Annotated in this window: 23 protein-coding genes; 8 read left to right on the top strand and 15 right to left on the bottom strand. The window is 69.8% G+C overall.

All coding sequences use genetic code 11. The annotated features are described in order from the left end of the window. Positions 1–54: 54 nt before the first annotated feature. The 8 genes from NNI01S_RS04990 to NNI01S_RS05025 form a co-directional block, all read right to left on the bottom strand. Positions 55–2,169, bottom strand: coding sequence for an MMPL family transporter (locus NNI01S_RS04990; RefSeq protein ID WP_063017932.1), 2,115 nt, complete (start codon positions 2,167–2,169; stop codon positions 55–57). Continuing rightward, entirely contained in the window at positions 2,166–3,365 is a 1,200-nt protein-coding gene (locus NNI01S_RS04995) for a hypothetical protein (protein WP_063017934.1), read from the bottom strand. The genes NNI01S_RS04990 and NNI01S_RS04995 overlap by 4 nt, the downstream gene beginning before the upstream one ends. Before the next feature lie 26 nt (positions 3,366–3,391). Continuing rightward, positions 3,392–4,438, bottom strand: a complete 1,047-nt coding sequence (locus NNI01S_RS05000; protein ID WP_063017936.1) for an NAD-dependent epimerase/dehydratase family protein — start codon at positions 4,436–4,438, stop codon at positions 3,392–3,394. Continuing rightward, positions 4,435–4,716 carry a hypothetical protein gene (locus NNI01S_RS05005; RefSeq protein ID WP_063017938.1) on the bottom strand — a complete coding sequence of 94 codons (282 nt, stop codon included), beginning with the start codon at positions 4,714–4,716 and terminating at the stop codon, positions 4,435–4,437. The genes NNI01S_RS05000 and NNI01S_RS05005 overlap by 4 nt, the downstream gene beginning before the upstream one ends. Then, on the bottom strand, positions 4,713–6,392 hold the full coding sequence (locus tag NNI01S_RS05010) for a fatty acid CoA ligase family protein (RefSeq protein ID WP_063017940.1): 1,680 nt from the start codon (positions 6,390–6,392) through the stop codon (positions 4,713–4,715). Before NNI01S_RS05010 ends, NNI01S_RS05005 begins: the two co-directional genes overlap by 4 nt. After that, on the bottom strand, positions 6,389–7,303 hold the full coding sequence (locus tag NNI01S_RS05015) for a beta-ketoacyl-[acyl-carrier-protein] synthase family protein (RefSeq protein WP_063017942.1): 915 nt from the start codon (positions 7,301–7,303) through the stop codon (positions 6,389–6,391). The genes NNI01S_RS05010 and NNI01S_RS05015 overlap by 4 nt, the downstream gene beginning before the upstream one ends. A gap of 8 nt (positions 7,304–7,311) precedes the next feature. Continuing rightward, positions 7,312–8,364, bottom strand: coding sequence for a 3-oxoacyl-ACP synthase III family protein (locus NNI01S_RS05020; protein WP_084488490.1), 1,053 nt, complete (start codon positions 8,362–8,364; stop codon positions 7,312–7,314). 519 nt (positions 8,365–8,883) lie between these two features. After that, positions 8,884–9,546 carry a TetR/AcrR family transcriptional regulator gene (locus tag NNI01S_RS05025; protein ID WP_063017944.1) on the bottom strand — a complete coding sequence of 221 codons (663 nt, stop codon included), beginning with the start codon at positions 9,544–9,546 and terminating at the stop codon, positions 8,884–8,886. A 104-nt stretch (positions 9,547–9,650) separates the two neighbouring features. Here NNI01S_RS05025 and NNI01S_RS05030 point away from each other — a divergent pair, with 104 nt between their 5' ends. From NNI01S_RS05030 to NNI01S_RS05045, 4 genes are read left to right on the top strand one after another with little or no spacing between them, the layout of a single operon-like run. Further along, the gene (locus NNI01S_RS05030) at positions 9,651–10,526 is read left to right on the top strand and encodes a metal-dependent hydrolase (RefSeq protein ID WP_063017946.1); all 876 of its coding nucleotides are present in this window, start codon (positions 9,651–9,653) and stop codon (positions 10,524–10,526) included. After that, positions 10,523–11,593, top strand: a complete 1,071-nt coding sequence (locus NNI01S_RS05035; protein ID WP_063017947.1) for a PDR/VanB family oxidoreductase — start codon at positions 10,523–10,525, stop codon at positions 11,591–11,593. Before NNI01S_RS05030 ends, NNI01S_RS05035 begins: the two co-directional genes overlap by 4 nt. A 38-nt stretch (positions 11,594–11,631) precedes the next feature. Beyond that, complete coding sequence (locus NNI01S_RS05040; RefSeq protein WP_063018706.1) at positions 11,632–13,104, top strand: flavin-containing monooxygenase; 1,473 nt, start codon at positions 11,632–11,634, stop codon at positions 13,102–13,104. A gap of 5 nt (positions 13,105–13,109) precedes the next feature. Then, positions 13,110–14,021: an SDR family oxidoreductase gene (locus tag NNI01S_RS05045; protein ID WP_245675976.1), complete on the top strand. Its 912-nt coding sequence runs from the start codon at positions 13,110–13,112 to the stop codon at positions 14,019–14,021. A 16-nt stretch (positions 14,022–14,037) separates the two neighbouring features. Here NNI01S_RS05045 and NNI01S_RS05050 read toward each other — a convergent pair whose 3' ends face one another. Next, complete coding sequence (locus NNI01S_RS05050; RefSeq protein WP_063017950.1) at positions 14,038–14,721, bottom strand: TetR/AcrR family transcriptional regulator; 684 nt, start codon at positions 14,719–14,721, stop codon at positions 14,038–14,040. A 147-nt stretch (positions 14,722–14,868) separates the two neighbouring features. Between NNI01S_RS05050 and NNI01S_RS05055 the strand changes: the two genes are divergently transcribed. Both NNI01S_RS05055 and NNI01S_RS05060 read left to right on the top strand, forming a co-directional pair. Continuing rightward, a complete protein-coding gene (locus NNI01S_RS05055; protein WP_063017952.1) occupies positions 14,869–16,440 on the top strand; it encodes a succinic semialdehyde dehydrogenase in 1,572 nt (523 codons plus the stop codon). 33 nt (positions 16,441–16,473) lie between these two features. Then, the gene (locus tag NNI01S_RS05060) at positions 16,474–17,304 is read left to right on the top strand and encodes an SDR family NAD(P)-dependent oxidoreductase (protein WP_063017954.1); all 831 of its coding nucleotides are present in this window, start codon (positions 16,474–16,476) and stop codon (positions 17,302–17,304) included. 45 nt (positions 17,305–17,349) lie between these two features. Here NNI01S_RS05060 and NNI01S_RS05065 read toward each other — a convergent pair whose 3' ends face one another. Continuing rightward, entirely contained in the window at positions 17,350–18,153 is an 804-nt protein-coding gene (locus NNI01S_RS05065; RefSeq protein ID WP_063017956.1) for a putative protein N(5)-glutamine methyltransferase, read from the bottom strand. Positions 18,154–18,242: 89 nt separating this feature from the next. Then, a complete protein-coding gene (locus NNI01S_RS05070; RefSeq protein WP_084488492.1) occupies positions 18,243–19,112 on the bottom strand; it encodes a YdcF family protein in 870 nt (289 codons plus the stop codon). A 192-nt stretch (positions 19,113–19,304) separates the two neighbouring features. Between NNI01S_RS05070 and NNI01S_RS05075 the strand changes: the two genes are divergently transcribed. After that, on the top strand, positions 19,305–20,150 hold the full coding sequence (locus tag NNI01S_RS05075; protein WP_063017960.1) for a bifunctional 5,10-methylenetetrahydrofolate dehydrogenase/5,10-methenyltetrahydrofolate cyclohydrolase: 846 nt from the start codon (positions 19,305–19,307) through the stop codon (positions 20,148–20,150). A 36-nt stretch (positions 20,151–20,186) separates the two neighbouring features. Here NNI01S_RS05075 and NNI01S_RS05080 read toward each other — a convergent pair whose 3' ends face one another. The 4 genes from NNI01S_RS05080 to NNI01S_RS05095 all read right to left on the bottom strand — a co-directional run bounded on the left by NNI01S_RS05080 (position 20,187) and on the right by NNI01S_RS05095 (position 23,239). Further along, on the bottom strand, positions 20,187–20,930 hold the full coding sequence (locus tag NNI01S_RS05080) for a DUF8176 domain-containing protein (RefSeq protein WP_063017962.1): 744 nt from the start codon (positions 20,928–20,930) through the stop codon (positions 20,187–20,189). Positions 20,931–21,152: 222 nt separating this feature from the next. Next, entirely contained in the window at positions 21,153–21,800 is a 648-nt protein-coding gene (locus NNI01S_RS05085) for a nucleotidyltransferase domain-containing protein (protein ID WP_063017964.1), read from the bottom strand. Between the two features lie 54 nt (positions 21,801–21,854). Continuing rightward, the gene (locus tag NNI01S_RS05090; RefSeq protein ID WP_063017966.1) at positions 21,855–22,607 is read right to left on the bottom strand and encodes a L,D-transpeptidase; all 753 of its coding nucleotides are present in this window, start codon (positions 22,605–22,607) and stop codon (positions 21,855–21,857) included. A 200-nt stretch (positions 22,608–22,807) separates the two neighbouring features. Beyond that, on the bottom strand, positions 22,808–23,239 hold the full coding sequence (locus NNI01S_RS05095) for a winged helix-turn-helix transcriptional regulator (protein WP_063017967.1): 432 nt from the start codon (positions 23,237–23,239) through the stop codon (positions 22,808–22,810). Positions 23,240–23,305: 66 nt separating this feature from the next. Here NNI01S_RS05095 and NNI01S_RS05100 point away from each other — a divergent pair, with 66 nt between their 5' ends. Continuing rightward, a complete protein-coding gene (locus NNI01S_RS05100; RefSeq protein WP_063017969.1) occupies positions 23,306–24,208 on the top strand; it encodes an NADP-dependent oxidoreductase in 903 nt (300 codons plus the stop codon). Positions 24,209–24,215 lie beyond the last annotated feature (7 nt).

Consider the following 24,215-nt stretch of genomic DNA (forward strand, 5'->3'; position numbering starts at 1 on the left):
TTCGACCTGCGAGTCCACCGCGGCGCACGACCGGCCGGAATGCGGTTGACCGCGTCAGCGCGTGGTCGGCGTCCGTTCCCGGATCCGGTCGACCGTGGCCGGGACGACCCGGCGGCGGCGCGGCGACCACCAGTTGGCGGGCCCCATCAGCTGCACCAGTGCGGGAACCAGGAGCATCCGGACGAGGGTGGCGTCCACGACGAGCGCGATGATCATGCCCAGACCGAGGAAGCGCATGGGCGTGAGCGGTGACAGGGTGAACGCGCCGGTGACGATCACCAGCAGGGTGGCCGCCGCGGTGATCACCCGGGCGGTCTTCACCGTGCCCGCGCGCACCGACGCCGCGGTGTCGGCGCCCGCGTCGTGCGCTTCGACCATGCGCGACAGCAGAAACACCTCGTAGTCGGTGGACAGTCCGAAGACCACCGCGATGATCAGCACCAGCATGCCCGCGGTGATCGGGCCGGTGCTCACCCCGAGCGGGCCGGACAGATGCCCGCCGCAGAAGATCCAGGTGAGCACGCCGAACGTGGCGGCCAGGCTCAGGAACGCCAGGACGACGGCCTTGAGCGGTAACACGATCGAGCGGAACGCCACGGTCAGCAGCACCATCGTCGCGCCGACCATGACGAGGATCATCCACGGCATCGCGGCGACGATGGAGCGCACGCTGTCCACGGTGGCCGCGGTGTCGCCGCCGATCCACAGCACGGTGCCGTCCGGCGGAGTCAGCTCGCGCATGCCGCGCACCGAGGCGCTCGCCGCTTCGGTGCGATCGGTGTCGCGCAGGAACGCGTGGAAGACGACGAAATCCTCGGCGCGACCCACCTGGACGACCTGCCGGACGCCGTCGACCGTGCCCAGTGCCTTCGCGACCGCGTCCACCGCGGCCGACTGGGGCGGCCCGTCCGAGCCGTGCAGCACGGCGGTGACGCCGCTGCCCGCCGCGGGGAACTGCGCGGTGAGCTCTTCGATGGTGACGCGCATGGGATTGTCCGGGGGCAAGGCGTGGTGGTCGATGTCGCCCAGCCGCAGCCCGGCCAGGGGCGCCGCGAAGACCAGCAGGACGGCGCCGACGATCGCGGTCGTCAGTCCCGGCCGCCGCAGCACGCGGTCGACCAGGCCGCCCCAGAACCGGTCGGTGCGATCGATCGCGCGCGCGGTCCCGATGCGCGCACCGAACAACGCGAGCAGCGCGGGCAGCACGGTGAGCGAGAGGCCCGCGGCCAGCGCGACCGCCGTGATCGCGCCGATGCCGAGCGAGCGCAGCACCGCCTGGGGGAAGACGAACGTCCCCGCGAACGCGCAGACCAGCAGCAGCGCCGAGAACGCGATGGTGCGCCCGGCGGTCGCGTAGGTGCGGGTGATGGCGGTGTGCACGTCGTGCCCGTCGGCGACCTCCTCCCGGAACCGGGTGACCAGGAACAACCCGTAGTCGATGGCCATACCGAGGCCGAGCAGGGACGCGATGTTCACCGCGAACGTGCTCACCTCGGTCAGCTCGGCGAGCACGCGGATGGCGCCGAGCGCGCCGAGCACGGTCAGGCCGCCGACCACGACCGGGAACGACGCGGCGATCAGACCGCCGAAGACCAGCACCAGGATGAGCAGCGTCAGCGGCAGCGAGAGCCCTTCCGCTCGCACCAGATCATGCTGGGACTGCGCGTTGATCTCGGTGGAGACCGCGCTGTAGCCGGACAGATCCGTGGGGACACCCGGAACACGAAGCAGCGGTTCGATGTCCGGATACGCGGCGACGCGCTGGTTGGCGTCACCGGCGAGATAGACCACGGCCAAGGCGTGCCGGTTGTCGGCCGAGCGCAGGAACTGCCTGCGGGCGAACCCGGCGTTCCAATAGGTCTCGATCGGCCGTTGCAGCATGGCCGGATCGATGCGCCCCAGCGCCTCCTGCACACGGGGGCCGAGGCCGTCGAGCGTCTGTCCATCCGGAACGGTGTACCGCACGACCACGTCGGGGTTCTGCGGCCCGAAGTGGTCGCTCACGAGCTCATCCACCCGCGCGGACTCGCTGCCGGGATCGATGAACCCGGCAGCCGTGACCTTGTCCGACGCGCCGATGCCCAGCAGACCGGACAGCAGCATCACCCCGGTCACCACCGCGAGCACCATCCGGGGCCGGGCGAGGACGATCCGGGTGAGGCCGGTCATCCGACGGCCGCCTCGCGCGGCGCGAGCTCGGCTTCGAGCCGGGCGGCGATCTTGTCCAGCAGAGCTTCCAGCCGGGGCTCGATGCCCGCGCCGTTGCGGCAGGAGACGGTCAGCTCCAGCTTTCCGCGCGCCGCGACCATCGCGAACAGCAGCGGCATCGCACCGCTGTGCTGCGGCAGCACCCGCATGGTCGTCGGCGTCCACCCGGGTACGGCCATCTCGTCGAGATCGAAGGCGCCCAGGTGGGAGACGGTGGCGGACACCATGTTGCGATTCAGCCGCGCCCCGAGCCGGTTGCCGCCGCGCAGCACGGCGCGGACGACCGCGTCCGGGAGCATCGACAGCTTGCCGTTGTCCAGTTCGTTCAGTTCCTGTTTCGCCCGCAGGCCGGCGCGCATCCGCCCGCTGATCGTGGACCAATCCTCGCCGGACGACACATCGAGGAACAGCGGCAGCGCCAGGTTCGCGGTGGAGCGCAGGCCGGGATCGTGCCTGCGCAGGTCGACCGGAATCATGAAGCGCGACCGCCCTTCCGACTCCGCGGCCAGCACCGCCGCCACCCGCGCGACGATGCCCTTGCCGGTCGCCTCGATCGTGCGGTGGCGCAGCAGCCAGCGCGGGGCAGCCGGATCCTGGCGGCCGCGGCCGGTCGGCGCGCCGAACGTCGGCAGGACGAGGGTCGGTTTCCCCGGAGCGCCGACCCGGGCCACCAGTTCGGCGTCGGCGACCGGATCGGGCGCACCGAGTGGCGATTGCCCGCGCAGGGCGCGGAACACGTCGTCCACCCACATCCGCATGCCCATGCCGTCCATCACGCCGTGGAAGGCGCGGAACAGCACGGTGGTTTGCGCACCGGTGAGCAGCAGGACCTCGGTGGTGCGGTCCGGCGTGGGGCCGATCGGGCTGTTGAGCACCGCGTCCTGTTCCAACGCGGCGTAATTCAGCGTCCATCCCGGCACGACGCGCACGGTGGCGGCCAGACCGCTGTCCACCCAGTCGCGGCCGTCGCGGACCAGGCGGGCGCCGGGGCAGGCCGCCGAGGCGGTGTCGACGGCGGCCTGCAACGCCGCCGGGTCCAGGTCGCCGTCGCCGTGGACGGCGATATGCATCACGAACGGCGGGGTCACCTTCCGCGTGGCGAAATAGAGGCGTTCGGTGGGCGTGATCTTCCGGCGGAAGACAGGGGCGTTGCTCATGCTGGTCTCCGGTACCGATGAGGTGCTCAGCGCAGAGCGCGGGTGAGTTCGACAGCGCCGCCCCGGCTTTCCAGCCAGGCGAGGAAGACGGTCAGTCCGCTGTCGCGATCCACAACCGGCCGATAACCGAAATCGCGTGCGGCGGCGCTGGTGTCGTAGGTGGCGCTACGGGTCAGTAGAGCGACGGCGTAGCGCGACAGCGGGGGCGACCAGCGCGTGGCGACGGCCGGGATACGCCAGATCGTCTCGATGACCCGCACCGCCGCGTGGATCACCCTGGGGTTGGGTTTCCGGGTCGGCGGCCGGTACCCGAGCCGGGTGGCCACCTGGCCGAGAAATCGCCAGACGTCGGTTTTCTCGGCGTCCGCGATGAAATACGCCTTGCCGCCGACCTCGTCCGACGCGGCCGCCCGCACACAGGCCTCGACGATGTTGTCGACGTGGCACAGCGAGGCGTACACGGTGCGGCCGAACGACAGATCCGGCAGCGTTCCCGCGCCGGCCCGGCCGAGCATTCGCACAATGGGGCCGCTGCGGTCGCCCGCGCCCCAGATCGCGCGGGGTCGAAGCGCGCAGGTGCGGAACCCGTCGGTGTCGGCGGCCAGGACCGCCCGCTCGGCCGCGGCTTTGGTCTCCGCGTACAGGTTCAGATAGCGCCGGGGATACGGCACCGATTCGTCCACGTCGAGCTGATCGCCGCCGTAGTAGTCCATCAGCGCGCTGGGGCTGGAGATGAACACGAACCGTGCTGCCCCGCCCCGCCGGGCCGCTTCGAGCAGCCGTTCGGTCGCCCGGACGTTCTCGTTCCAGAATTGTTCGCGGGTGCCGCGCTCGTCCACGCGGGCCGCGCTGTGGAAGATGATGTCGACCCCGCGGGTGGCGCGCTCGAGCGAGGCGGGATCGGTCAGGTCGCCGTAGACCAGCTGGATCTTGTCGACGTCCGAGCCGAGGTCGGTCAGATCGCTGGTGCGGCGCACCAGAATCGACACGTCGTGCTCGCCGTCGCGCACCAGTCTGCGCACCAGCGCGCCGCCCAGAAATCCGGACGCGCCGGTCACCAGAACTTTGCTCATTGCCCTTCCTCCTTGCCGGGCCGGGTTCGCCACCAGGTCAGGCCGAAGATCTGCGTCAGGACCGCCGTCTGCAGCCGGCCGCGCCCGGAGCCTTCGGCGGCGCGCAGGGCCGCCGGGATCTGGGCCGCGTGCACGACGACGCTCAGAAACGCGTCGATCCACCAGGCGGCGCGCAGGATTCGGCTGTCCGGGATACGGCCGGTCGCCGCGGCGAGCGCGCCGCAGGCCAGATACAGCCATCCCAGGACGGGAACCGCCCGCAATACAGTAGTTTTCATCGTCGATTGTCCGTTCCGAGCCGCTCGGCCGCCCACACCGCGAGCTGTTCGCGGCCGATCTTGGCGTTGTGCCGGATGTCCACCGGGAACGACGGGTGGATCAGGTAGTCGGTGATCGTCCGGGTGAGGTCGAACTGCGCCGCGTGGGCCCGCAGGGTGACCTCGACGACGTCCGCGTCCGCGCCGGGCTTCAGTTCGACGCAGAGTACCGGCCGCTGCGTTCCCCGCGGCCCGATCCCCACCAGCGCCGTGCGCGCCACGCCCTCGACGGTGTTGAAAATCTGCTCCACCTGGACGGTGAACATCGGTCCGTGCGCGGTGGCCACCCGCTGGCTCTTGCGTCCGCAGAACCAGATCCGCCCGTGCTCGTCGATCCAGGCCAGATCGCCGGTGCGGTGCCAGATCCGGTCGCCGTCGACGATCTTGCCCAGCGCGTTCGCCTGCGGCGGCCAGTAGTACCGGGCGCTGACGTTCGGCCCGGCGACCACGAGTTCGCCGATGCCGCGAGTGTCCTCCAGCCCGCCCGCGAGTTCTTCGGCTCGCGCCCACGTCGGGATGGCGTCGTCGGTGATGGCGACGACGCGGGCCTCCACCTGGTAGGAGGGTCTGCCCAGGCAGGTCCCCGCGCCGCGGTGCGCCCGTTCGACCAACCCGGCCAGCAGTTCCCTCGACTCGATGGTGGACATCGGCAGCGCCTCGGTGGATCCGTATCCGGCGACGACCTTCGCGTCCGCACCGAGCACCTCGCGCAGTCCGGCGATGCACCAGTCCGGCACCGGCGCGCCACCGGAGTAGACGCTGTCGAGCGAGTCCAGCGCGGCCGGGTGGACGCGCATGTGCTCGAGCAGGGGGATCAGCACGGCGGGGGAGGCGAACATGGTCCGCACCCCGAACCTCTGGATCGCGTCGACCACGTGCGCGGGATCGGTGGCCCCGACCTTGCTGGGGATCAGCGGCGGCAGCACGCACCGCGAGCCGAGCAGCAGATCCAGCACGCCGACCAGCGGCAGAGTGATCAGCGAGACCTCCGGCAGCACCTCTGCCCGCGCCACATGCACCTGCTCCACCATCGCCGCCAGGTTGCCGTGCGTCAGCTGCACGGCCTTGGCGGGCCCGGTGCTGCCGGTGGTGAACGCAATGAACAGCAGGTCGTCCTCGGTGGCCGCTCGGCCGGGGGGCACCGAGCCGGTGGGCGTGCGGCCCCACTCCCGCAGCGACTCGCCGCGCCAGAACCAGCGCCTGCCGACCGTGACCGCCGTGCGCACGGTGCGGAAGCCGCGCCGGAACAGCACCCGCAGCGCATGTGCCTGCGGGATGCCGATGAACGCCTCGGCGTCGACGGCGCGCAGGCAGCGCAGCATCTTCCGCACGCCCATACCGGGGTCGATCACCACGGCCACCGCGCCGATCTTCAGCAGCCCGAACATGATCGCGTACAGCTCCGGGCTCGGCAGCACCAGCACGATGGTGCGAGTCCCGGCGCCGACGCCCGACGCGGCGAGCCGCTGGGCGATCGTGTCGGACCATGCGTCCAATTCGCGATAGGTCAGCTGCCGGTAGGCCGGCAGGCCATCGGGGCCGACCCCGTCCGCGTAGCGCACGGCCACCCGGGTGGGGTCGGTGCGGACGACCGCACGGAACCGATCGATGGCCTGCCAGTGGGTACCCGTTGTCACGCAGGCGCCCCGGCGAGGACGGGCAACCGGTAGAGCACCGCCGCCGCCGAAGGACCCGCGCCCGCCGCGACGAACAGCACCTGGCGGTGCTCGGCGAAGGCGTCGTCCGTGATCGCCAGGTCGTAGGCGGCGGTGAGCGCCGCGGTGTGCGGGTCGCCGTCGCGCAGATCCGGGATACGGACCGAGCCCTGGTCGATGCCGAGGGCGGCGGCCAGCCTCCCGGGGAACTGCGGGCTCGGTGTCGACGCGATCAGCGCTATCTCGCCGAGTGAATTGTGGTCGGATTCGGCGAGCGCTCGGCGCGCCGCGTCGACCGCCACCTCGAGCAGACGGTCCTCGAAGCCGGGTTCGCGCTCCACGGTCATCGCGCCGCGGCCCGTGTTGCCCATGGTGGAGACGTCCACGTAGGCCTCGACCGCGGGGGTGCCCTCGCCGGCGACGGTGTGCACCGTGCCGAAGCCGGTCGGCTCATCGGTACGCTCCAGCAGCAGCGCCGCGCCGCAGGTGGCGTACGGGAATTCCGCGTCGCCGACCGACCGCAGCAGCGACGGATGGGTGTCGCCGGAGACGATGAGCACATGCTCGGCGCTACCGGTCTCCAGGACCGAGGTGGCCACCTGCACCGCGTTCAGCACGCTGACCGCCCCGTTCAGCAGGTCGAACGAGAAGGTGCGCGGGTCGTCCTTGGCGTATTCGAGGCCGATGCCAGCGGCTTTCTGGATCAGCGCCGACACCGCGGGTTCGACGGTGTTCGAATCCCGGAAGATGCCCGCGTTGATCAGCAGCCCGACCTGTTCGGGCCCGATCCCGGCGCGTTCGAGGCTGCGCTTGGCCGCGCGGCCGCTGTGTTCGACGATGCTGTTGGTGTCGCCGCCCCGGCTGATGCCGGTGGACTTGATGCGGACGCTCATGACCGACCTCAGACCTTCAGAGACGAGATGGTGGTGGACAGGAACCCGGTGACGATGCCGGAGGCCGCGGGCACCAGCAGCAGTTTCGAGCCCGCGGGGATGTTCTGCTCACCGAGCTGGTCGTGCAGCACGATGAAATGCGAAGTGGTGGAGGTGTTTCCGTACTTCTCGATGACCCGCAGGTCCGGCGGCATCGGGCTGCCGAACTCCCGCTCGGCGATCGCGTTCATCCACGGGATGGCGGCGGCGCCGAACTGATGGTGGATGACGTAGTCGAACTGCTCGTCGGCGAAGGTCTTGCCCTGCGCCTCGAGGAATTTCCGCTGCGTGTTGGTTCCGAGCAGGAAACGGTCTTCGTTGTGCATCCTGCGGTTGTCGGTGTACATCGCGATGCCCTGCGTCTTACCGCTGGGCATGCCCAGACACAGCTGCGCGTATTCCGCGGCGGTCATCATTTCGATGTAGTGGATCATGTCGTTTTCGTCGACCGCCTGGTCCAGCACGATCGCGCATCCGGAATCGCCGACGGACAGCGAGGCGAACTGCGGATCGTATTTCTGGGAAATCTCGGCGACCGCTGTCTCGGCGATCGGAGTAATGGCTTCTCCGCTGACGACGAGACCGTTTCGGACAGCCCCGGACCGGATCATGCGATCCAGGATGTAGGTTCCGGTGAGCATTCCCGCGCAGGCATTCGCGACATCGAACGTAATGGCGTTCTTGGCACCGATAAGGCGGCTTATCGATCCGGCGAACGACGGCTCCAGGTACATTCTGGTCGCATGCTTGCTGCGCGTGATCGAGGCGGAGATGACCACGTCGATATCTTCTGGCGCGTACCGTGACCTGGAAAGACAGTCTTCCACAGCCTTGGTGGCGAGGATGAACGAATCCTCGTGACTTTCCGGACGGGTATCGCGCACCCGGCGTTCGCGGACGCCGGTGATTTTCTCCAGATCGAACGAAGGCGGCTCTTTCAGGCCGGAGAGCAATTCTGCCGTGGTAAGGACTTTCGAAGGCAGATAGGCGCCGATGGATTCGAAGCGAGAATGGGGAGACACGAGCGCTCCTGAAATCGTTGAGATATACGGTTCCGGATCGACTCTGATCGTCGGTGCAGTGAACACTACCCGACAGTAACAACAAATGGCTATATCCCATCCGGCAGCTCCGTCTGAGACGGAAATCACTGCCAAGGGTATCTGTTTCGTGAGGTATCACCAACTGGTGACCGGCTGGCTATGGCGTTCGCAGTATTGCGATGTGAGCTGTCGTTTCGGCCTGTCGGGGCATTTCGTATTCGGAGCCGGGGGCGGTGCCGCGGGCGGGTGAAGGCATGGCTTCGGGAATGGCAATCGATCGGCTATTGCCGAATGGTGGTGATTTCTGAGTCGCCGACGGGATGCCTCTCTCGCCGGATGTGAGTGAGTTCACTGTGTAACGGGCGCGGACGCGGTGCGGATCGCCGCGCTCTCCGCTGGCCGACCGCTCGATGAAAGACGTTGGGGCAGAACGGGAGTCTCCGGACGCGCTTCGCCAGAGCGACGGCATCCCGCGGGCCGGGCGCCCGGCTTCCGGGTTCAGGCTTCGGTGATCAGCGAGGAGCGCGCCGTGGCGATCCGCTCGATGACATCGGCGGCGTGCGCGTCGAAACGCGCTCGGGAAACCGGGATCTCGCCGTCGAGCCAGGGGCGATAGAGATAGGCGAGCGCGCCGAAGATGGCGCTGGCGTTGAGGGCGTAGTCGTGCTCGTCGGGCACCGGCTCGGTGTAGTCGCCCGCGCTGATGGTCAAGGCGATCGGCGCGGTGAACAGGCCGATGAGTTCGTTGGCGCGCGGCATCAGCACCGGGGTGGCCTGCGATTCGACGAACATGATCCGACCGCGGCGACGGTCCGCCAGCAGGTAGTCGGTGAAAACGCCGACCATATGACGGAACATCGCCTCGCGTTCGATGGGCGCGTTGGGCAACTCGTCGAGGAGCCGGTCGCGCGCACCCAGCACCACGGTGTCCAGCACGGTCGTCAGTAGCGCGTCCAGGTTGGCGAAGCTCTCGTAGAAGTAGCGCTCGGTGAGCCCGGCCTGCCTGCAGACGCCGCGCATGGACGTCTCGGCCGCGCCCACGGTCGCCATCAGCTCCGTGCACGCCTCGATCAGCTGTTCCCGGCGTGCGGCGACACGGTCGGCGGGGGATTGCCCGCGCCAGCGGCGCATGCCGGGAATCGACCCGTCGCCTTCGTCCATGGCGTCATCCTCTCATAGCGTCCGAATTGACATCATGTGATGTTGACAGCATGTGATGTCACCAATACATTGCGAAGACGCCGATCGATCACGAGGGGTGCGAGATGGGTTCTGCCGTATACGCCGACCAGGCACACGCCATCAACGCGCGGGCCGTGGAATTCGATTTCGCCACGGTGCCGATGCACTACATTCCCGGCGAGGCGATGGCCACCCACATCATCAACGTGATGCACCTGGTGCTGCCCGAAGGCGAGCGCGCGATGGCGCAGGCCCTGGCGGAGGCGTTACCCCTGATCGACGACGAGCGGTTACGCGAGGAGGTCCGCGGCTTCATCGGCCAGGAGTCCATGCATGCCAGTTCGCACGAGAAAGCCCGGGAGCAATTGGAGCGGCTCGGCCTGGAGGTCGGTCCGATGGTCGACCGTGTCACCTGGCTGGTCGATCGAATCCTCGGCGACCACGGACTCACCGGCCGGGCCAAGCGCGAGTGGTTGTGCGAGCGGCTGGCGTTGTTCGCGGGCATGGAGCACTACACCGCTGTCATCGGCGAGTGGCTGCTGACCAACGACAAGCTCGAAGCCAAGGGCATGCACCCGGCGATGCTCGACCTGATCCGCTGGCACGGCGCCGAGGAGGTCGAGCATCGCAGCGTCGTCTACGACGCGTACATGCACGTCGACGGCGGTTACGCGCGCAAGGCGCGCCAGGCTCTGCTCGCCGGTACGGGATTGCTGGTCTTGTTCGTCATATCGGGCGGTTACCTGTTCCACAAGGACCCGTCGAAGCACAAAGGACGATTCTGGCCGCTGCAACTGGCCAGCGCGTCGGTGCGCGGTGTGGTGCCGAGCTTCACGACGTTCTTCACCGAGATCCCGCGGTATCTGCGGCCGGGCTTCCACCCGTCGCAACTCGGCCCGATGGACAACGCGCTGCGGTACCTCGCGCAGTCGCCCGCGGCACGGGCGGCGGGCGCGTGACCGCCGTCGGGGAGCAATTCCAGCCAGGGGGCGCCCTGCGGCTGATCGGCTCGGCGGCCGACGCCTACAAGCGCCTGTTCGCCGCGAGCGATGCCGCGCTACTGCTTTCGCGGCCCAATCCGGTTCGGCGCACGGGCTACGAATTCGAGGTTGCGGTCGACCGGATCGGCTACGAGGCCGACGATGTGGTGAGTGTGTGGCTGCGCCACCCGGATGGCGGTCCGCTGCCCGCTTGGACGCCCGGCGCGCACTTGGACGTCGTGCTGCCGTCCGGTCGTCAGCGGCAGTACTCGCTCAGCAACGACCCCGCCGACCGCGGGTTCTATCGCATCGCCGTGCGTCTCATCGCCGACGGCGAGGGCGGTTCCGTGGAGATCCACCGGGAATTGCGGGTCGGCGACCGGCTGGTCGTCCGCGGTCCGCGCAACGCCTTCCCCTTCGTCGAGGCGCCATGTTACCTGTTCGTCGCGGGCGGCATCGGGATCACGCCGATCCTGCCGATGGTCGCCGCGGCCGAGCGCGCGGGCGTGCCCTGGCGGCTTATGTACCTGGGCCGGGCCAGATCCCGCATGCCGTTCCTGTACGACTTGGCCCGCTACACCGGCGGAGATGTCGTGGTGCGCCCGGACGACGAGTTCGGCGTACCCGACGCGCGGATGATCTTCGAGCAGACCCCGCCCGGCGCCGCGGTCTATGTCTGCGGGCCGCCGCCGCTGGCCGAGGCCGCGCGGGCGGTGCTCGCCCTGCACGATCCGACGGCCTCGCTGCACACCGAGCGGTTCTCGCCATTGCCCGTGCGAGATGGGGAGCCGTTCCGGATCAGGTTGCATCGCAGCGGTTTCGACGTGGAGGTCGCCGCCGACGAGTCCGCGCTCAGCGCGATCCGCCGCGTGCTGCCCGGCGTCGCCTACTCCTGTCAGCAGGGCTTCTGCGGCACTTGCAAGACGCGGGTGCTCGCGGGGGCGGTGGAACACCGCGACCGGTCGCTGCTCGAGTCCGAGCGCGCGGGGGCGATGCTGACCTGCGTCTCCCGGGCGCGCGGCGGCGAACTCGAACTGGATCTGTGAACTCGGCGGGCAACGGCGCCCGCGGGCGGGAGGAAGACATGGCGGTGGCTGCGAACCCGGAACACGTTCCGATCGCGGTGATCGGGGCCGGGATAGCCGGGATCGCCCTGGCGGTCGCGCTGCGCGAAGCGGGCATCGAGGATTTCGTGCTGCTCGAGCGTGCGGACGATCTCGGCGGCACCTGGCGGGCGAACACCTACCCGGGCTGCGCCTGCGACGTGCCCTCGCATCTGTATTCGTACTCTTTCGCGCCCAATCCGAACTGGTCGCGTACCTATGGCACGCAGCAGGAGATCCTCGCCTACCTCCGGTCGGTCGCGACGCGCCACGACGTGCTGCGCCACATGCGGTTCGGCGTCGAAGTGCACGAGGCGCGCTGGGACGACGCGGCCACGCGGTGGCGGCTGCGCACCGGTCGCGGTGACCTGACCGCGGATGTGCTGGTCTCCGCCGTGGGGCCGTTCAGTGAGGCGCAGATTCCGCGGCTGCCGGGCGCGGAGACCTTCGAAGGCACGCAATTCCATTCGCTGCACTGGGATCACGAGCACGACCTCACCGGCGAGCGCGTCGCGGTGATCGGCACGGGCGCGTCGGCCGTGCAGTTCATCCCCGAGATCCAGCCGGTGGTGGGCGAGCTGACCGTGTTCCAGCGCTCGGCGCCGTGGATCGTGTCGCGGCTGGATCGGCGCACGCGGCCCGCCGAACGCGCTCTGCTGCGCCGGGTGCCCGCGCTCGGCAAGGCCATCCGCGGGCTGTGCTACACCGGCATCGAAGGGTTCGGCCTGGTCGGGTTCGTGGACAAGCGTTTCCGGCATCCGTACGAGGCGCTGGGCAGACTCCAGCTGCTGCGCCAGGTTCGCGATCCGGAGCTGCGTCGCAAACTCACTCCGGATTACGTCATCGGGTGCAAGCGGGCGATTTTCTCCGACGCCTATTACCCGGCGCTGACCCGGCCGAACGTGAAGGTGGTGACCGAGGGCATCCGCGAGATCCGTGCCCGCTCGATCGTCACCGCCGACGGCGCGGAGCATCCCGTGGACACGATCATCTGGGGTACCGGATTCGGTGTTCCCCCTGCGGTTTTCGACCGCGTGTACGGTATCGGCGGGCGCTCGATCGGCGACCGCTACCGGGAGCGGCCCAGCAGCTACCTCGGTGCGGCCATGGCGGGCTTCCCCAACTTCTTCTGCACGCTGGGACCGTTCGGTGCGGCGGGCAATCAGTCCGCGATCTATATGATCGAGGCGCAGGTGCGCTATATCGTCGATGCCGTGACCACCATGCGTGCGCAGAACATCCAGCGGATCGATGTGCGCGAGGAGGCGCAGCGAGCCTTCCTCGACGAGGTGACCGAGCGCAGCCGCGACACCGCCTGGCTGACCGGCGGGTGCCGCAGCTACTACCAGACCGCCGACGGCGGCAATGCCGGCCTGTACCCGAACTGGAGCTTCGAATACCGCCGTCGCACAAGCCGTTTCGATCCGGCTTCCTACCGGCTGCGGGCCGGGTGAGGGCCGTGGTCGTCGACCTGCTGCGGCAGTTGCTGTCCCCGCCTGCCGACAACCGCCTCGATGTCCGCGACCGGGTGGCCGTGATCACCGGCGCGGGCACCGGCATCGGCCGGGCGCTGGCCGAAAAGCTCTACGCCTGCGGTGCATCGGTGGCGCTCATCGACATCGACCAGGCCGCCGCCGCGGCCGTCGGACGCTCGATGGGGGAGCGGGCGCTGGCGGTGCGCGCGGACGTCTCCGATCGAATCGGCATGCGCGAAGCCATCTCCCGGGTGCGTGAACGTTTCGGGCGGATCGACGTCGTCGTCGCCAACGCGGGCGTGGCGCCCGAGCCCGCCACGATCCGGACGATGAATCCCGGCGACTTCGACCGGGTCATCGGCATCAACGTGACCGGCGTGTTCAACACCGTGCATCCGGCGCTCGACGACATCGTCGCCACGAAAGGGCACGTCGTCGTGGTCTCCTCCGCCGCGGCGTTCGCGCCGGGCATGGCCGGTTCGCCCTACATGGTGAGCAAGGCCGCCGTCGAGCAGTTCGGGCGGGCGCTGCGAGTGGAGCTGGCCGCGGTCGGCGCGACCGCGGGCGTGGCGTACTTCGGCATCGTCGACACCGGGATGACCCACGGCACCCTCGACGAGGACGAGCTGGGCGCGTCCTTGGGCGCGTTGCTGCCGTGGCCGCTCAATGTGCGCATCACCGTGCGCGACGCGGCGGAGTCCATCGCCGACGGCATCGCCCGTCGCGCGGCGCGCACCATCGCGCCGCCGCAGTGGGAGCCCTACGCGCTGTTGCGCGGCGTCGTCAACGTAGTGCTGGACAACAGGCTGGCGCGGGACCCGCGCGTGCACGACCTGATCCATCGCGTCGAACAGCGGATTCCCGACAGCCAACCCGGCACGCCCGTACCGCGCTGACGCGCGCGGGCCCGGTCTACGGCTCGGCGGGGAAGATCGTGGGCAGCGTCAACGCGTACTCCACATCCACCCGCGTGCCGAGCGTCGTGAGCAGCACCCGGATCATCGTCAGGCGTGCCGCGGCGACGGTATCCGCGTCGGGTTCGGCGCCGGGGGCGGTGCCCGCGGAGATCCGGTAGACGACGTACTCGCACACATGCAGGGCGGCGTCCAGGTCGAGCGGGCTCGGCACCGGGCGGCCCAGCTCGGCGAACGTCTCGCGCACCAGGGCGCGGATGTCGTCGAGCGCGCGCTCCCGGTAGGCCGACACCGGCGAGCCGGGGTCGTGCAGCTCGGCGAACAGCGGCCGCAGCATGGGGCCGTGCCCGCGCGCCCAGTCCAGATACGCGTCGATCAGCCGGATGCCCAGCTCGACCGGCTCGTCGGTGCCGGTCAGCGCCGTGCGGATGCCGCCGACCAGCCCGTCGTTGGAGCTGTCGAGCACAGCCAGCAGCGGTTCGTTCGCGTTGGCGAAGTAGCGGTAGAAGGTCGGCCGGGCCAAGCCCGCCTGCTCGATGATCTGCGCGACGCTCAGTCCGCGGGAACCGGTGCGGGTGAACACTTCCGCGGTCGCGAACACGATCCGGGCGCGCACCTCCTCGGCCTGTTCCCGGGTCTGGGGCGGCCTGCCCCGCCGCGCGGCCGTCGGCTCAGCCTGCATAGTGCCGCCTCACAATGCGGCCCCCGAGGGATCTGTGCGCCACGACGAACAGCTTGACACGAGCAGTGACATAGACATTAATCTAACACCACTGTTCATTTAATTGGGCGCGCGCGGCGCGGCCCATCGTTCTCGAGAGGGCCGACCATGACGACCGCCTCCCCACCGGCCACCGCCGACGCGCTGCCCTCGTCCCTGGTGCAGTCGCTGCTCGCGCACGCCGTCGCGGGCGGGGCCCCCGCGGTCGAGGTGTTCGCGCCCGCGACCGGCGCGAAGATCGTCGACCTGCCGCAGTCCTCCACCGAGGACATCGAGACCGCGTTCGCCACCGCCCGCGAGGCGCAGCGCCAGTGGGCGCGGCGTTCGGTGCGGGAACGGGTCGCGGTGCTACGCCGCTTCCACGACATCGTGCTGGCCGAGCAGGACACCATCCTCGACATCGTGCAGACCGAGACCGGCAAGGCGCGTGCGCACGCCTTCGACGAGGTCGGCGACGTGGCCGTGAACGCCAGGTACTACGCCTCGGTGGCAGGCAGGCTGCTGGCCACGCGCAAGCCGCGCGGCGTGCTCCCCGTGCTCACCCAGGTCGACGTGCGGCACCGGCCCAAGGGCGTGGTCGCGGTCATCTCGCCGTGGAACTACCCGCTTGCCCTGGCCGCCTCCGACGCGCTGCCCGCCCTCGTCGCGGGCAACGCGGTGGTGGCGCGACCGGACAATCAGACCGCGCTCACCGCGCTGTGGGCGATCGATGCCGCCGTACGCGCCGGGTTGCCGCGCGGGTTGTGGCAGGCGGTACTCGGCCGTGGGTCGGTGATCGGCGGCGAGGTGATCGCCCGCGCCGACTACGTCGACTACACCGGCTCCAGCGCGACCGGGCGGACCATCGCCCAGCAGGCGGGGGAGCGGCTGATCGGCTACTCGCTCGAACTCGGCGGCAAGAACCCGCTGCTGGTGCTCGCCGACGCGGACGTCTCGCGCGCCGCCAAGATCGCCATCCGCGCCTGCTTCGCCTCGGCCGGGCAGCTGTGCGAGTCGATGGAGCGGATCTACGTGCACGACAGCGTCTACGACCGCTTCGTCACCGAATTCGTCGGGCACGTCGAGGCGATCAAGCTCGGCGGCGGGCTGGACTATGGCAGCGACATGGGATCGCTGACCTTCCAGCGCCAGCTGGACACGGTGGTGGCCCACGTGAACGACGCGGTGGGCAAGGGCGCCACGGTCCTGGCGGGCGGTCGCGCGCGTCCGGATCTCGGACCGTACTTCTACGAGCCCACCGTGCTGGCCGGGGTGCGGCCCGGCATGACGGTGCACCGCGAGGAGACGTTCGGCCCCCTGGTTTCGATCTACCGCGTGAGCAGCGACGACGAAGCCGTCGACCAGGCCAACGACACCGCCTACGGCTTGAACGCCAGCGTCTGGACCAAGGACACCGCCCGCGGCCGCGCGGTGGCGGCGCGGATCGACGCGGGCTCGGTGAACGTCAACGAGGGCTTCATCGCCGCCTGGGGCAGCGCCGACGCGCCCTCCGGCGGGCTCGGCATCTCCGGCACCGGACGCAGGCACGGTCCCGAAGGCCTGCTCAAGTACATCGACACCCAGACCATCGCGGTGCAGCGGGTATTGCCGATCGCGCCGCTGCCCGGCATGTCCGAAGCGCTCTGGGCCAAGACGATGACGCTGTACTTCGGCGTCATGAAAGCGCTTCGGCAGAAGTAACTCGCACGACTCACGGATCGGAAAGCAGTACGGATGAAAATGGACACGGTGGCGGGCAAGAGGGTCCTGGTCACAGGAGCCGCGATGGGCCTGGGCAAGCTGTTCGCCGAGCGTGCGGTGCGCGAAGGCGCCGCGGCGGTGGTGCTGTGGGACATCAACGAGGCCGCGCTGAAGGACACCGCCGCCGAACTGAGCGGCCGCGGCAGCGCCGTGCACCACCACGTGGTCGACGTGGCCTCGCCCGAGGCGATCACCGAGGCGGCGGCGAGCGTGCGCGAGCAGGTCGGCGGCATCGACATCCTGATCAACAACGCGGGCATCGTGCGCGGCAACAGCTACTTCTGGGAAACGCGCGACCGCGCCGACATCGACAAGACGATGGCGATCAACTCGCTCGCCCCGATGTACGTCACGCTGGAGTTCCTGCCCGCCATGGTGGCCGCGGCCACCGAGGCGCGGGTGCTCACCATCGCGTCGTCGGCGGGCCTGGTGTCCAACCCGCGCATGAGCGTGTACGCCGCGTCGAAATGGGCGGCGCTGGGCTGGTCGGATTCGGTGCGCATCGAACTGGAGCAGGCCGGTCACGAGCACGTGAAGGTCACCACGGTCTGCCCGACCTACATCAACACCGGAATGTTCGAAGGCGCCAAAGGATTCCTGTTGACCCCGATCCTGGACCAGGACAAGGTGGTCGACACCTCGTGGCGCGAGATGAAGAACGGCACCCCGCTGATCGTGCTGCCGTGGACCTCGCGCCTGAACAAGGCGATCTCCGGACTGCTGCCGATCAAGCTGCGTGACCTGTTCCTGAACACGGTGGGCGTCTACCACTCGATGGACGAGTTCACCGGCCGCGACAAGTAGAGCGGCATCCCGGTCGCGGCCGAGCCGCGACGCGGTGGGCCGGCATCAGCGTGGCCGGGTGCCGATGACCACGGTGGCGTAGTGCTCTTCGGACGACGCGACCCGGCCCGCGAGACCGTGCTCCGCCAGGACGGCGAGCGCGATCGGAGCCTGGTCCTCGCCGGCCTCGACGAGCAGGTGCCCACCCGGGGACAGCCAGTCGGCCGCCTCGGCCGCGACCCGACGGAAGACGTCCAAGCCGTCCGGGCCGCCGTCGAGCGCGACGCGTGGTTCGTGATCGCGGGCCTCCGGCGGCATCCGCGCGATCATCTCCGAGGGCACGTAGGGGGTGTTGCAGAGCAGGATGTCGATGCAGCCGCGCAATTCGTCCGGCAGGGGCTCGAAGAGATCCCCTTCGTAGACCGGCGCGCCCAGCGGGGTGAGGTTGCGGCGGGCGCACTCCACCGCGATCGGGTCGATGTCGGCGGCCGCCAGTGTGACCGCGCGACCTTCGCCTGCGGCGGTCCGCGCCGCCGCCAGACCGAGTGCGCCCGACCCGCAACACAGGTCGACCACCACCGGATGACCGGAGCGTTCGCGAATCAATTCGACCGCCGAGTCGACGAGGAATACGGTGCGCTGCCGCGGCACGAACACGCCGGGGGACACCGCGACCCGTAGCCCGTGGAACTCCGCCCAGCCGAGCACGTGCTCCAGCGGGCTACCGGCTACGCGCTGGGCGACGAGCGATTCGAGGGCCACGCCGGTCTCCGCGGCGGCGGCCGCGAGCAGCCGCGCCTCGTCCTCGGCGAACACGCAGCCCGCCGCGCGGAGCCGGGCCACCACATCGGGGCTTGCGGGTGGGGTCACCGTGCCATCCTGCCGTGCGCGTGACGGAGGCCGCCAACCGATTTCCCGGCGGCCGGGACCGGCGTCGTGCGGGCCGGTCCCGGCCGGGCTCAGCGCGCCGTGCTGAGCTGGAAGGTGCGGGTGGCGTCGAGATAGATGCCGCGCAGACCCGCTCGGCCGGGCGGCGGCAGCTGCGAGACCAGCTGCTCGAGCGAGGTCGTCGCGCCGACGACCCTGGTGCCCGCGACGATGAAATCGGCGACCGCACGGCGGATGTGGTTGGGAGAGGTGACCACGACCGCGCTCGTCGCACCCACATCGCGCAACAGTCGGGTGCTGAACAGGGCGTTCTGCACCGTCGAGCCCGCGCCGCTCTCCACGTGGATACGCGTGGGCGGCACGGCGTGGGCGACCAGCCAGTCGCGCATGGCCTCGGCTTCGGTAATGCCGTTCTGCGGATTCCCGCCGGTGACGATGATCGGCGACAGCGGCGCGGCGATCGACTGCAACCAGGCCGCGGTGAGCCGGTTCACCAGTTCGGGGCGCAGCGCCCCATCCGGGAGCAGGCCGTAGCCGAGCACGACGATGCCCGTCTGCGGCCCCGCCAGCGCGGGCAGCGGGTTCGGCAAAGTGCCCACCGCGGCGCGGATGGCGCCGAGCACGTTGTCGGTGCCCTGCGCCAGGCCCGGATCGACCGCGTGCAGCCGCGCCATGGCGTCCACCAGCGCGGGCAGATCACCGGCGTAGTCCGACCAGATCGCCTGCAGGGCCAGCGCTTCGGCGTCCGCGGGGTCGGCGCCGATCAAATTGCGCAGGTCGGCGCGGCCCGCGGCGTCGTCGCCGTTGGCGAAGTGGCGCTGCGCCGAGTTGTACAGAGCGTCCGTTTCCGGCGCGGCGTGCGCGGGGACGCCGGCCAGTCCGGTGAGCGAGAACGCGGCGAACGACGCCGCGACGAGAAGTTTCCAATGCCTCGAGATCATCACTACAGTCGTCACCTTTCCGCTGTGGAACGGGTTGGCACGTGCTAGCAGTTAGCTGGGGCAAGCAGTGATTACGATACGGCCGAATTTCCCGGCCACCCGGCAATTCGCGGACGGGTTGCTTCACCCGCGCGCGATTCGATGCGGGCTGGCGCGCAGTGCCTGCGGCCGCGCCCGTTAGGCTGTGTCAACGTGGATACCGTTTCGCTGTCCGGCAAGGAACTCGCCGCCGCCATCAACGCCGACACCAAGGCCCGCGCCGCCGCGCTCACCGACGGCGGAACCGCTCCGCGCCTTGCCTTGGTCGTGGCGAACGACGACCCGGCGAGCGCCTGGTATGTGAACTCGCTCCGCAAAGCGGCCGAACGGCTCGGCATCGCTTGCGACACGGTCGATCTCGGCCCGGAAGCGAGTGTGGCGGAGATTCGCGACGAGCTCACCGCGCGCGGCGCGGATCCGGCGACCGACGCGATCATGCTGCAGACGCCCCTCCCGGCGGGCGTCACGCTCGACGACGTGAGTTCGGCGATCGTCGCGTCCAAGGACGTCGACGGCGTCAGCCCGTTGTCGCTCGGCCTGCTGGCGGCCGGGCTCGACGGTTTCGTGCCCGCCACCTCCGAGGCCGTGGTCGAACTGCTCGAACATCATGGGATCCCGCTGTCCGGCCGCCACGTCGCGGTCGTCGGCCGCTCGAATGTCGTGGGCAAGCCGCTCGCCCAGCTGCTGCTGGCGAAGGACGCGACCGTCACCGTGTGCCATTCCCGCACCGCCGACCTCGCCGCCGTCACCGCCGCCGCGGACATCGTCGTGGCCGCGGCGGGCCGCATCGGCCTGATCTCCGGCAAGCATGTCCGGGAGGGCGCGGTGGTCATCGACGTCGGCACCAACGAGGCCTCCGACGGCAAGATCGTCGGCGACGTCGAGGCGGACTCGGTGCGCGGCAAGGCCGCTGGGCTCAGCCCGGTCCCCGGCGGCGTGGGCCCGGTCACCACGGCCCTGCTCATGCGCCACGTCGTCACCGCCGCCGAATCGGACTGATCGGGCGCTCTTCGCAGCCGCCTGCGAAGAGCCGCCTCACCCGCGGGCGATGGCGCTGATGAGCGTGCGGCCGCCGTCCTCGGTGGTGGTGACGATCTGCGGGTTGTAGGTGACCGGTTGCTGACCGGGCCGATGCTCGGTGACCACCACGAGGTACTGGCCCGCGAACGCGCCGGGCGTGATCGCCACGCAATGTGTGGTGCCAGAGGGGATGCTGTCGATGCCGCGCTGGATGGCGTCGGCGGCCTGGACGGCGGCATCCGCGGTCGTGGTGGCACGGACCTGCGCGCCGGACCGGTCCACGTAGTAGGCGTGCTGGAAGGCGAAGATCACCGCCGGGCCGGAATCGAAACCGCCCGCGCCATTGCCCTGGATCCGGTTGCCGATCCGTTCGGCCGGGCACTGTGCGACCGGTGCCGCGGGGGTGGCGGCCGGAGCGGACCGGGCAGGTGCGGAGGCTTGCTGGTCGGAGCCGCCGATACCGAACTGCAGGAAGGCGGCGAAGCCCAGCGCGAGGACGCCGAGCGTACCCAGTAGAGGTACCGCCCACCGTCGCTTCGCGCGCGGCGCGGGGGAGCGATCGATCAGTCCCGCGAACTGATCCTCGTACTCGCCCGGCTCGGGCTCCGGGGTGCGGACGGGGTCGTCGGGCGATGCCCCGGCAGGCTGCCGGTCCACCCACGCCGCCCACTCACCGCGGTACTCCTCACCCGCAGGCGCCTGCCCCGGCCCTCCGGCGCCGTACGGATCGCCCCGGTCATACCCGGGTCGTGCGCTCATCTCCGGTCGATCCATCGCCCCACCCTTCGTCAGGTCCCCGTCAGATTAACCGCATCGCCACGACGCGGGAACGCCCAGCCCCGTGCGCAATCGAGCCGTCGAGCAGCCCACGGAACGCCGGTCGGCGCGTCGATCCGGCACACGTGTGACGCGCCGCGCTGTCGTGCGCTCGGCTCGTCGAACCTCGGAACTCGTTACCGCTCGAGTACCGTCAGTGCGGCATCACTCCAGCATCGCGAGCCATTCGTGCTCGGGATAGTGCTCGGACACGTATTTCCGCACCGCCGCTCGCTGGGCGGCGTTCAACTCCGGCCAGGTTCGCTCGAGGTCCACGCGGTCTTTCGGCCTGCCCTGCTTGGCCTTGAAGATCAGCACCAGTTCCGGATTCAGGTAGCGGATACCGTCGCCGGCGATCCAGGTCACCTTGTCGAGCGGCGCGACCATGGCACGATCGCGCCGGTTGACCCACTGTCCGTGCTGATCGGGATTCAGCAGGATATCGAGCAGCCACGGGGAGCGGGCGTTCGCCCGCAGCCAGACCCCGTCGGCGCTTTCGGGCACGTCGGGGAAGCTGTCGTCGACGGGGCGGATGCCGTCCGAGCCCGCCGACCAGATATGCAGGCGACCGCGCACCGCGGCGCGCAGAGCGGGCAGATCGGCGCGGAAGATCGACGCGTCGACGTCACTGTGCTCGCGCCTGGTCCCGGTCCACGCGTCGATCGCCCAGCCGCCCGCGATCCACCACGGAGCGTCGATGTCGCCGAGGATCTCGCCGACATCGCCGGGAGTGACGAACGCCCAGGATCCCCAAAGGTCCTGAAACTCGGCCGCTTCCGCGTCACGCGGCGGTGGGATCGGAAACTCGCGCAACGACGGCCTTCCCCTCGGGTACGTCTCCCGACGCTACCCGCAGGAGGGCCCTGCTCACCAATGCGTGACGACCGGGTCGCCGACGCCGATCGTGTGATAGACCCATTCGGCGTCGTCGGGAGCGAGATTGATGCAGCCGTGGCTGACATTCGCATAACCCTGCTGGTCCACCGACCACGGGGCCGAGTGGATGAAAACACCGCCCCACGTGAGCCGTTCGGCGAACTCGCCGTTGATGATGTAGCCCTCGGGCGAGCTCAGCGGGATGCCGATGGTGCGTGAGTCGAACACGACGGAACGGAACTTCTCCAGCACCGGATAGGTGCCGGTCGGCGTTTCGTATCCCGGCTTGCCCATCGAGGCCGGCATCGTCCGGACGACGGTGCCGCCGACGGTCAGCGTGAACGTGTGCGCAGACATATTCGCCTCACCGAAAACGCCCGCGTTGGTGCGGAATTCCGTGCGCGCGCCACCGACCGAGACGAGGATGGTGGCGTCGGCGGGCAGGAACCCGGACGGCGTCCACACCGCCTCGCGGTCGTCGGTCCACGCGAATGTGCCCGGCAACGGCCGGGTCGTTCTGATGTCGATGGATTGTTCCGTCTGGGCGCGATCCGTGACAGGTGCGGTGAAACGAATGGTCACGGGATGAGCCACGCCCACCACCTGGCCGTTCGACGGTCCGATCGACGCCACCGGAGGCGTCGATGGCTTTTCGATCATCGTTGCTGCCGCCGCGCCCGACCCGAACGCGGCCAAGGCCACGATCACGGTCGCGAGGAACAGGTACCGAATGGCGCTCCTCATGGCGTCCACCCCTTCGAAATGGTGTGGTAGGCAAGGAACAGTCTAGGCTCCCATGATCAACTCGGCCACCCGGACGGAACCGGTCCGCGGTCCGGTTGTGATCAGGGACACGCCCACCATTGATCGCATACCCCGCCGAATCCGGCCGAAACGGGGACGCTCCACTCGGTCGAGCCGCCGGGCGCAGCCGGACAATTCGGTCAGCGAGGCGGTTCGGCGGGCAGCGGCTCCGGTACGGCCGCCGCGCGCGCGTCGAATTCCGCTCGCGCGGCGATGATTCGATCCTGGTGCTCGACGGCCCAGACGCCCATGGCGTGCGTGATCGCACCGATGCTCGCGCCCAGGTCGGTGACCGAGTACTCCACCCGCGGCGGCACCGTGGGGTAGACCGCGCGGCGTACCAAGCCCTCGCGCTCCAGGTCGCGCAGTGTCCGGGTGAGCATCTTCTGGGTGATGCCGTCGAGGCGGCGGCGCAACTCGTTGAACCGGATCGGACCGCCGTTGCCGCGCAGGACGCTGAGCACCAGGATCACCCATTTGTCGGCGAGCAGGGTGAGCACCTCCCGGGCCGGGCAATGGTGCAGGTAGTTCTCGACCAGGCAGGGCCAGGGCTGGTCAGCAGCAGTATCCATCGGGAACCTCAGTATCGAAAAGGTGCCTTCTTTCCGAAAGGTACCAGTATTGGCCAGAATCGGTCCATGCTCGCAATCACGCAAAACGCGTTCGGTGGCCCGGAAGTGCTCGAAGTGACCGAGGTCGATCGCCCCCGGCCCGGCCCGGGCGAGGTGCTGGTGCGGGTCGCCGCGACCAGCGTCAACGCGGCCGACTGGAAGGTGCGCGCCGGACTGCTCCGGGAGCTCGGCCACCCACCGCTGACGCTCGGACTCGACGTGTCGGGTGTCATCGAGGAAGTCGGTCCCGGCGTGGGCCGGTTCGCTGTCGGTGACCCGGTGTACGGCATGGTCTTCGGCGGTGCGAACGCGGAATACGTGGTGGCGCAGGCGCACACGCTGGCGCCGAAGCCGGGGAACGTCGACCTCGTCCACGCCGCGGCGCTGCCGACGGCGGCGCTGACCGCGTGGCAGTCGCTGGCCGCGCTCGGCGCCGGGCAGCGGGTGCTGGTGCATGCGGCCGCGGGGGGCGTCGGGCATCTCGCTGTGCAGATAGCCCGGCATCGCGGGGCATACGTGATCGGAACCGCGCGCGCGGTCAACCACGAATACCTGCGCGAACTCGGGGCCGACGAGGTCATCGACTACACCGCGGCGGATTTCGGCGCCGCGGTGCGCGAGGTGGATCTCGTGCTCGACCTGGTCGGCGGTGCGTACGGCTCCCGCTCGCTCGCGGTGTTGCGCCCCGACGGCCGCCTGATCGACACCCAGGGCTCGGACGCGGAAGCCGACCCGCGTTACGAGCGGTTCTATGTCGAGCCGTCCGGGACGTCACTGCGGGAGATCACCACGATGGTCGAGCGCGGCCTGCTACGCGTGACGATCGATCGGATACTGCCGCTCTCGGACGCGGCGAAGGCGCACGAACTCGGCGAATCGGGGCGGGTGCGCGGCAAGATCGTGCTGGTTGCCTGGGATCCGCCCGCCTGAAACGCGC

Origin of the sequence: Nocardia niwae NBRC 108934 = DSM 45340, assembly GCF_001613465.1 — a bacterium.
Taxonomy (GTDB): Bacteria; Actinomycetota; Actinomycetes; order Mycobacteriales; family Mycobacteriaceae; genus Nocardia; species Nocardia niwae.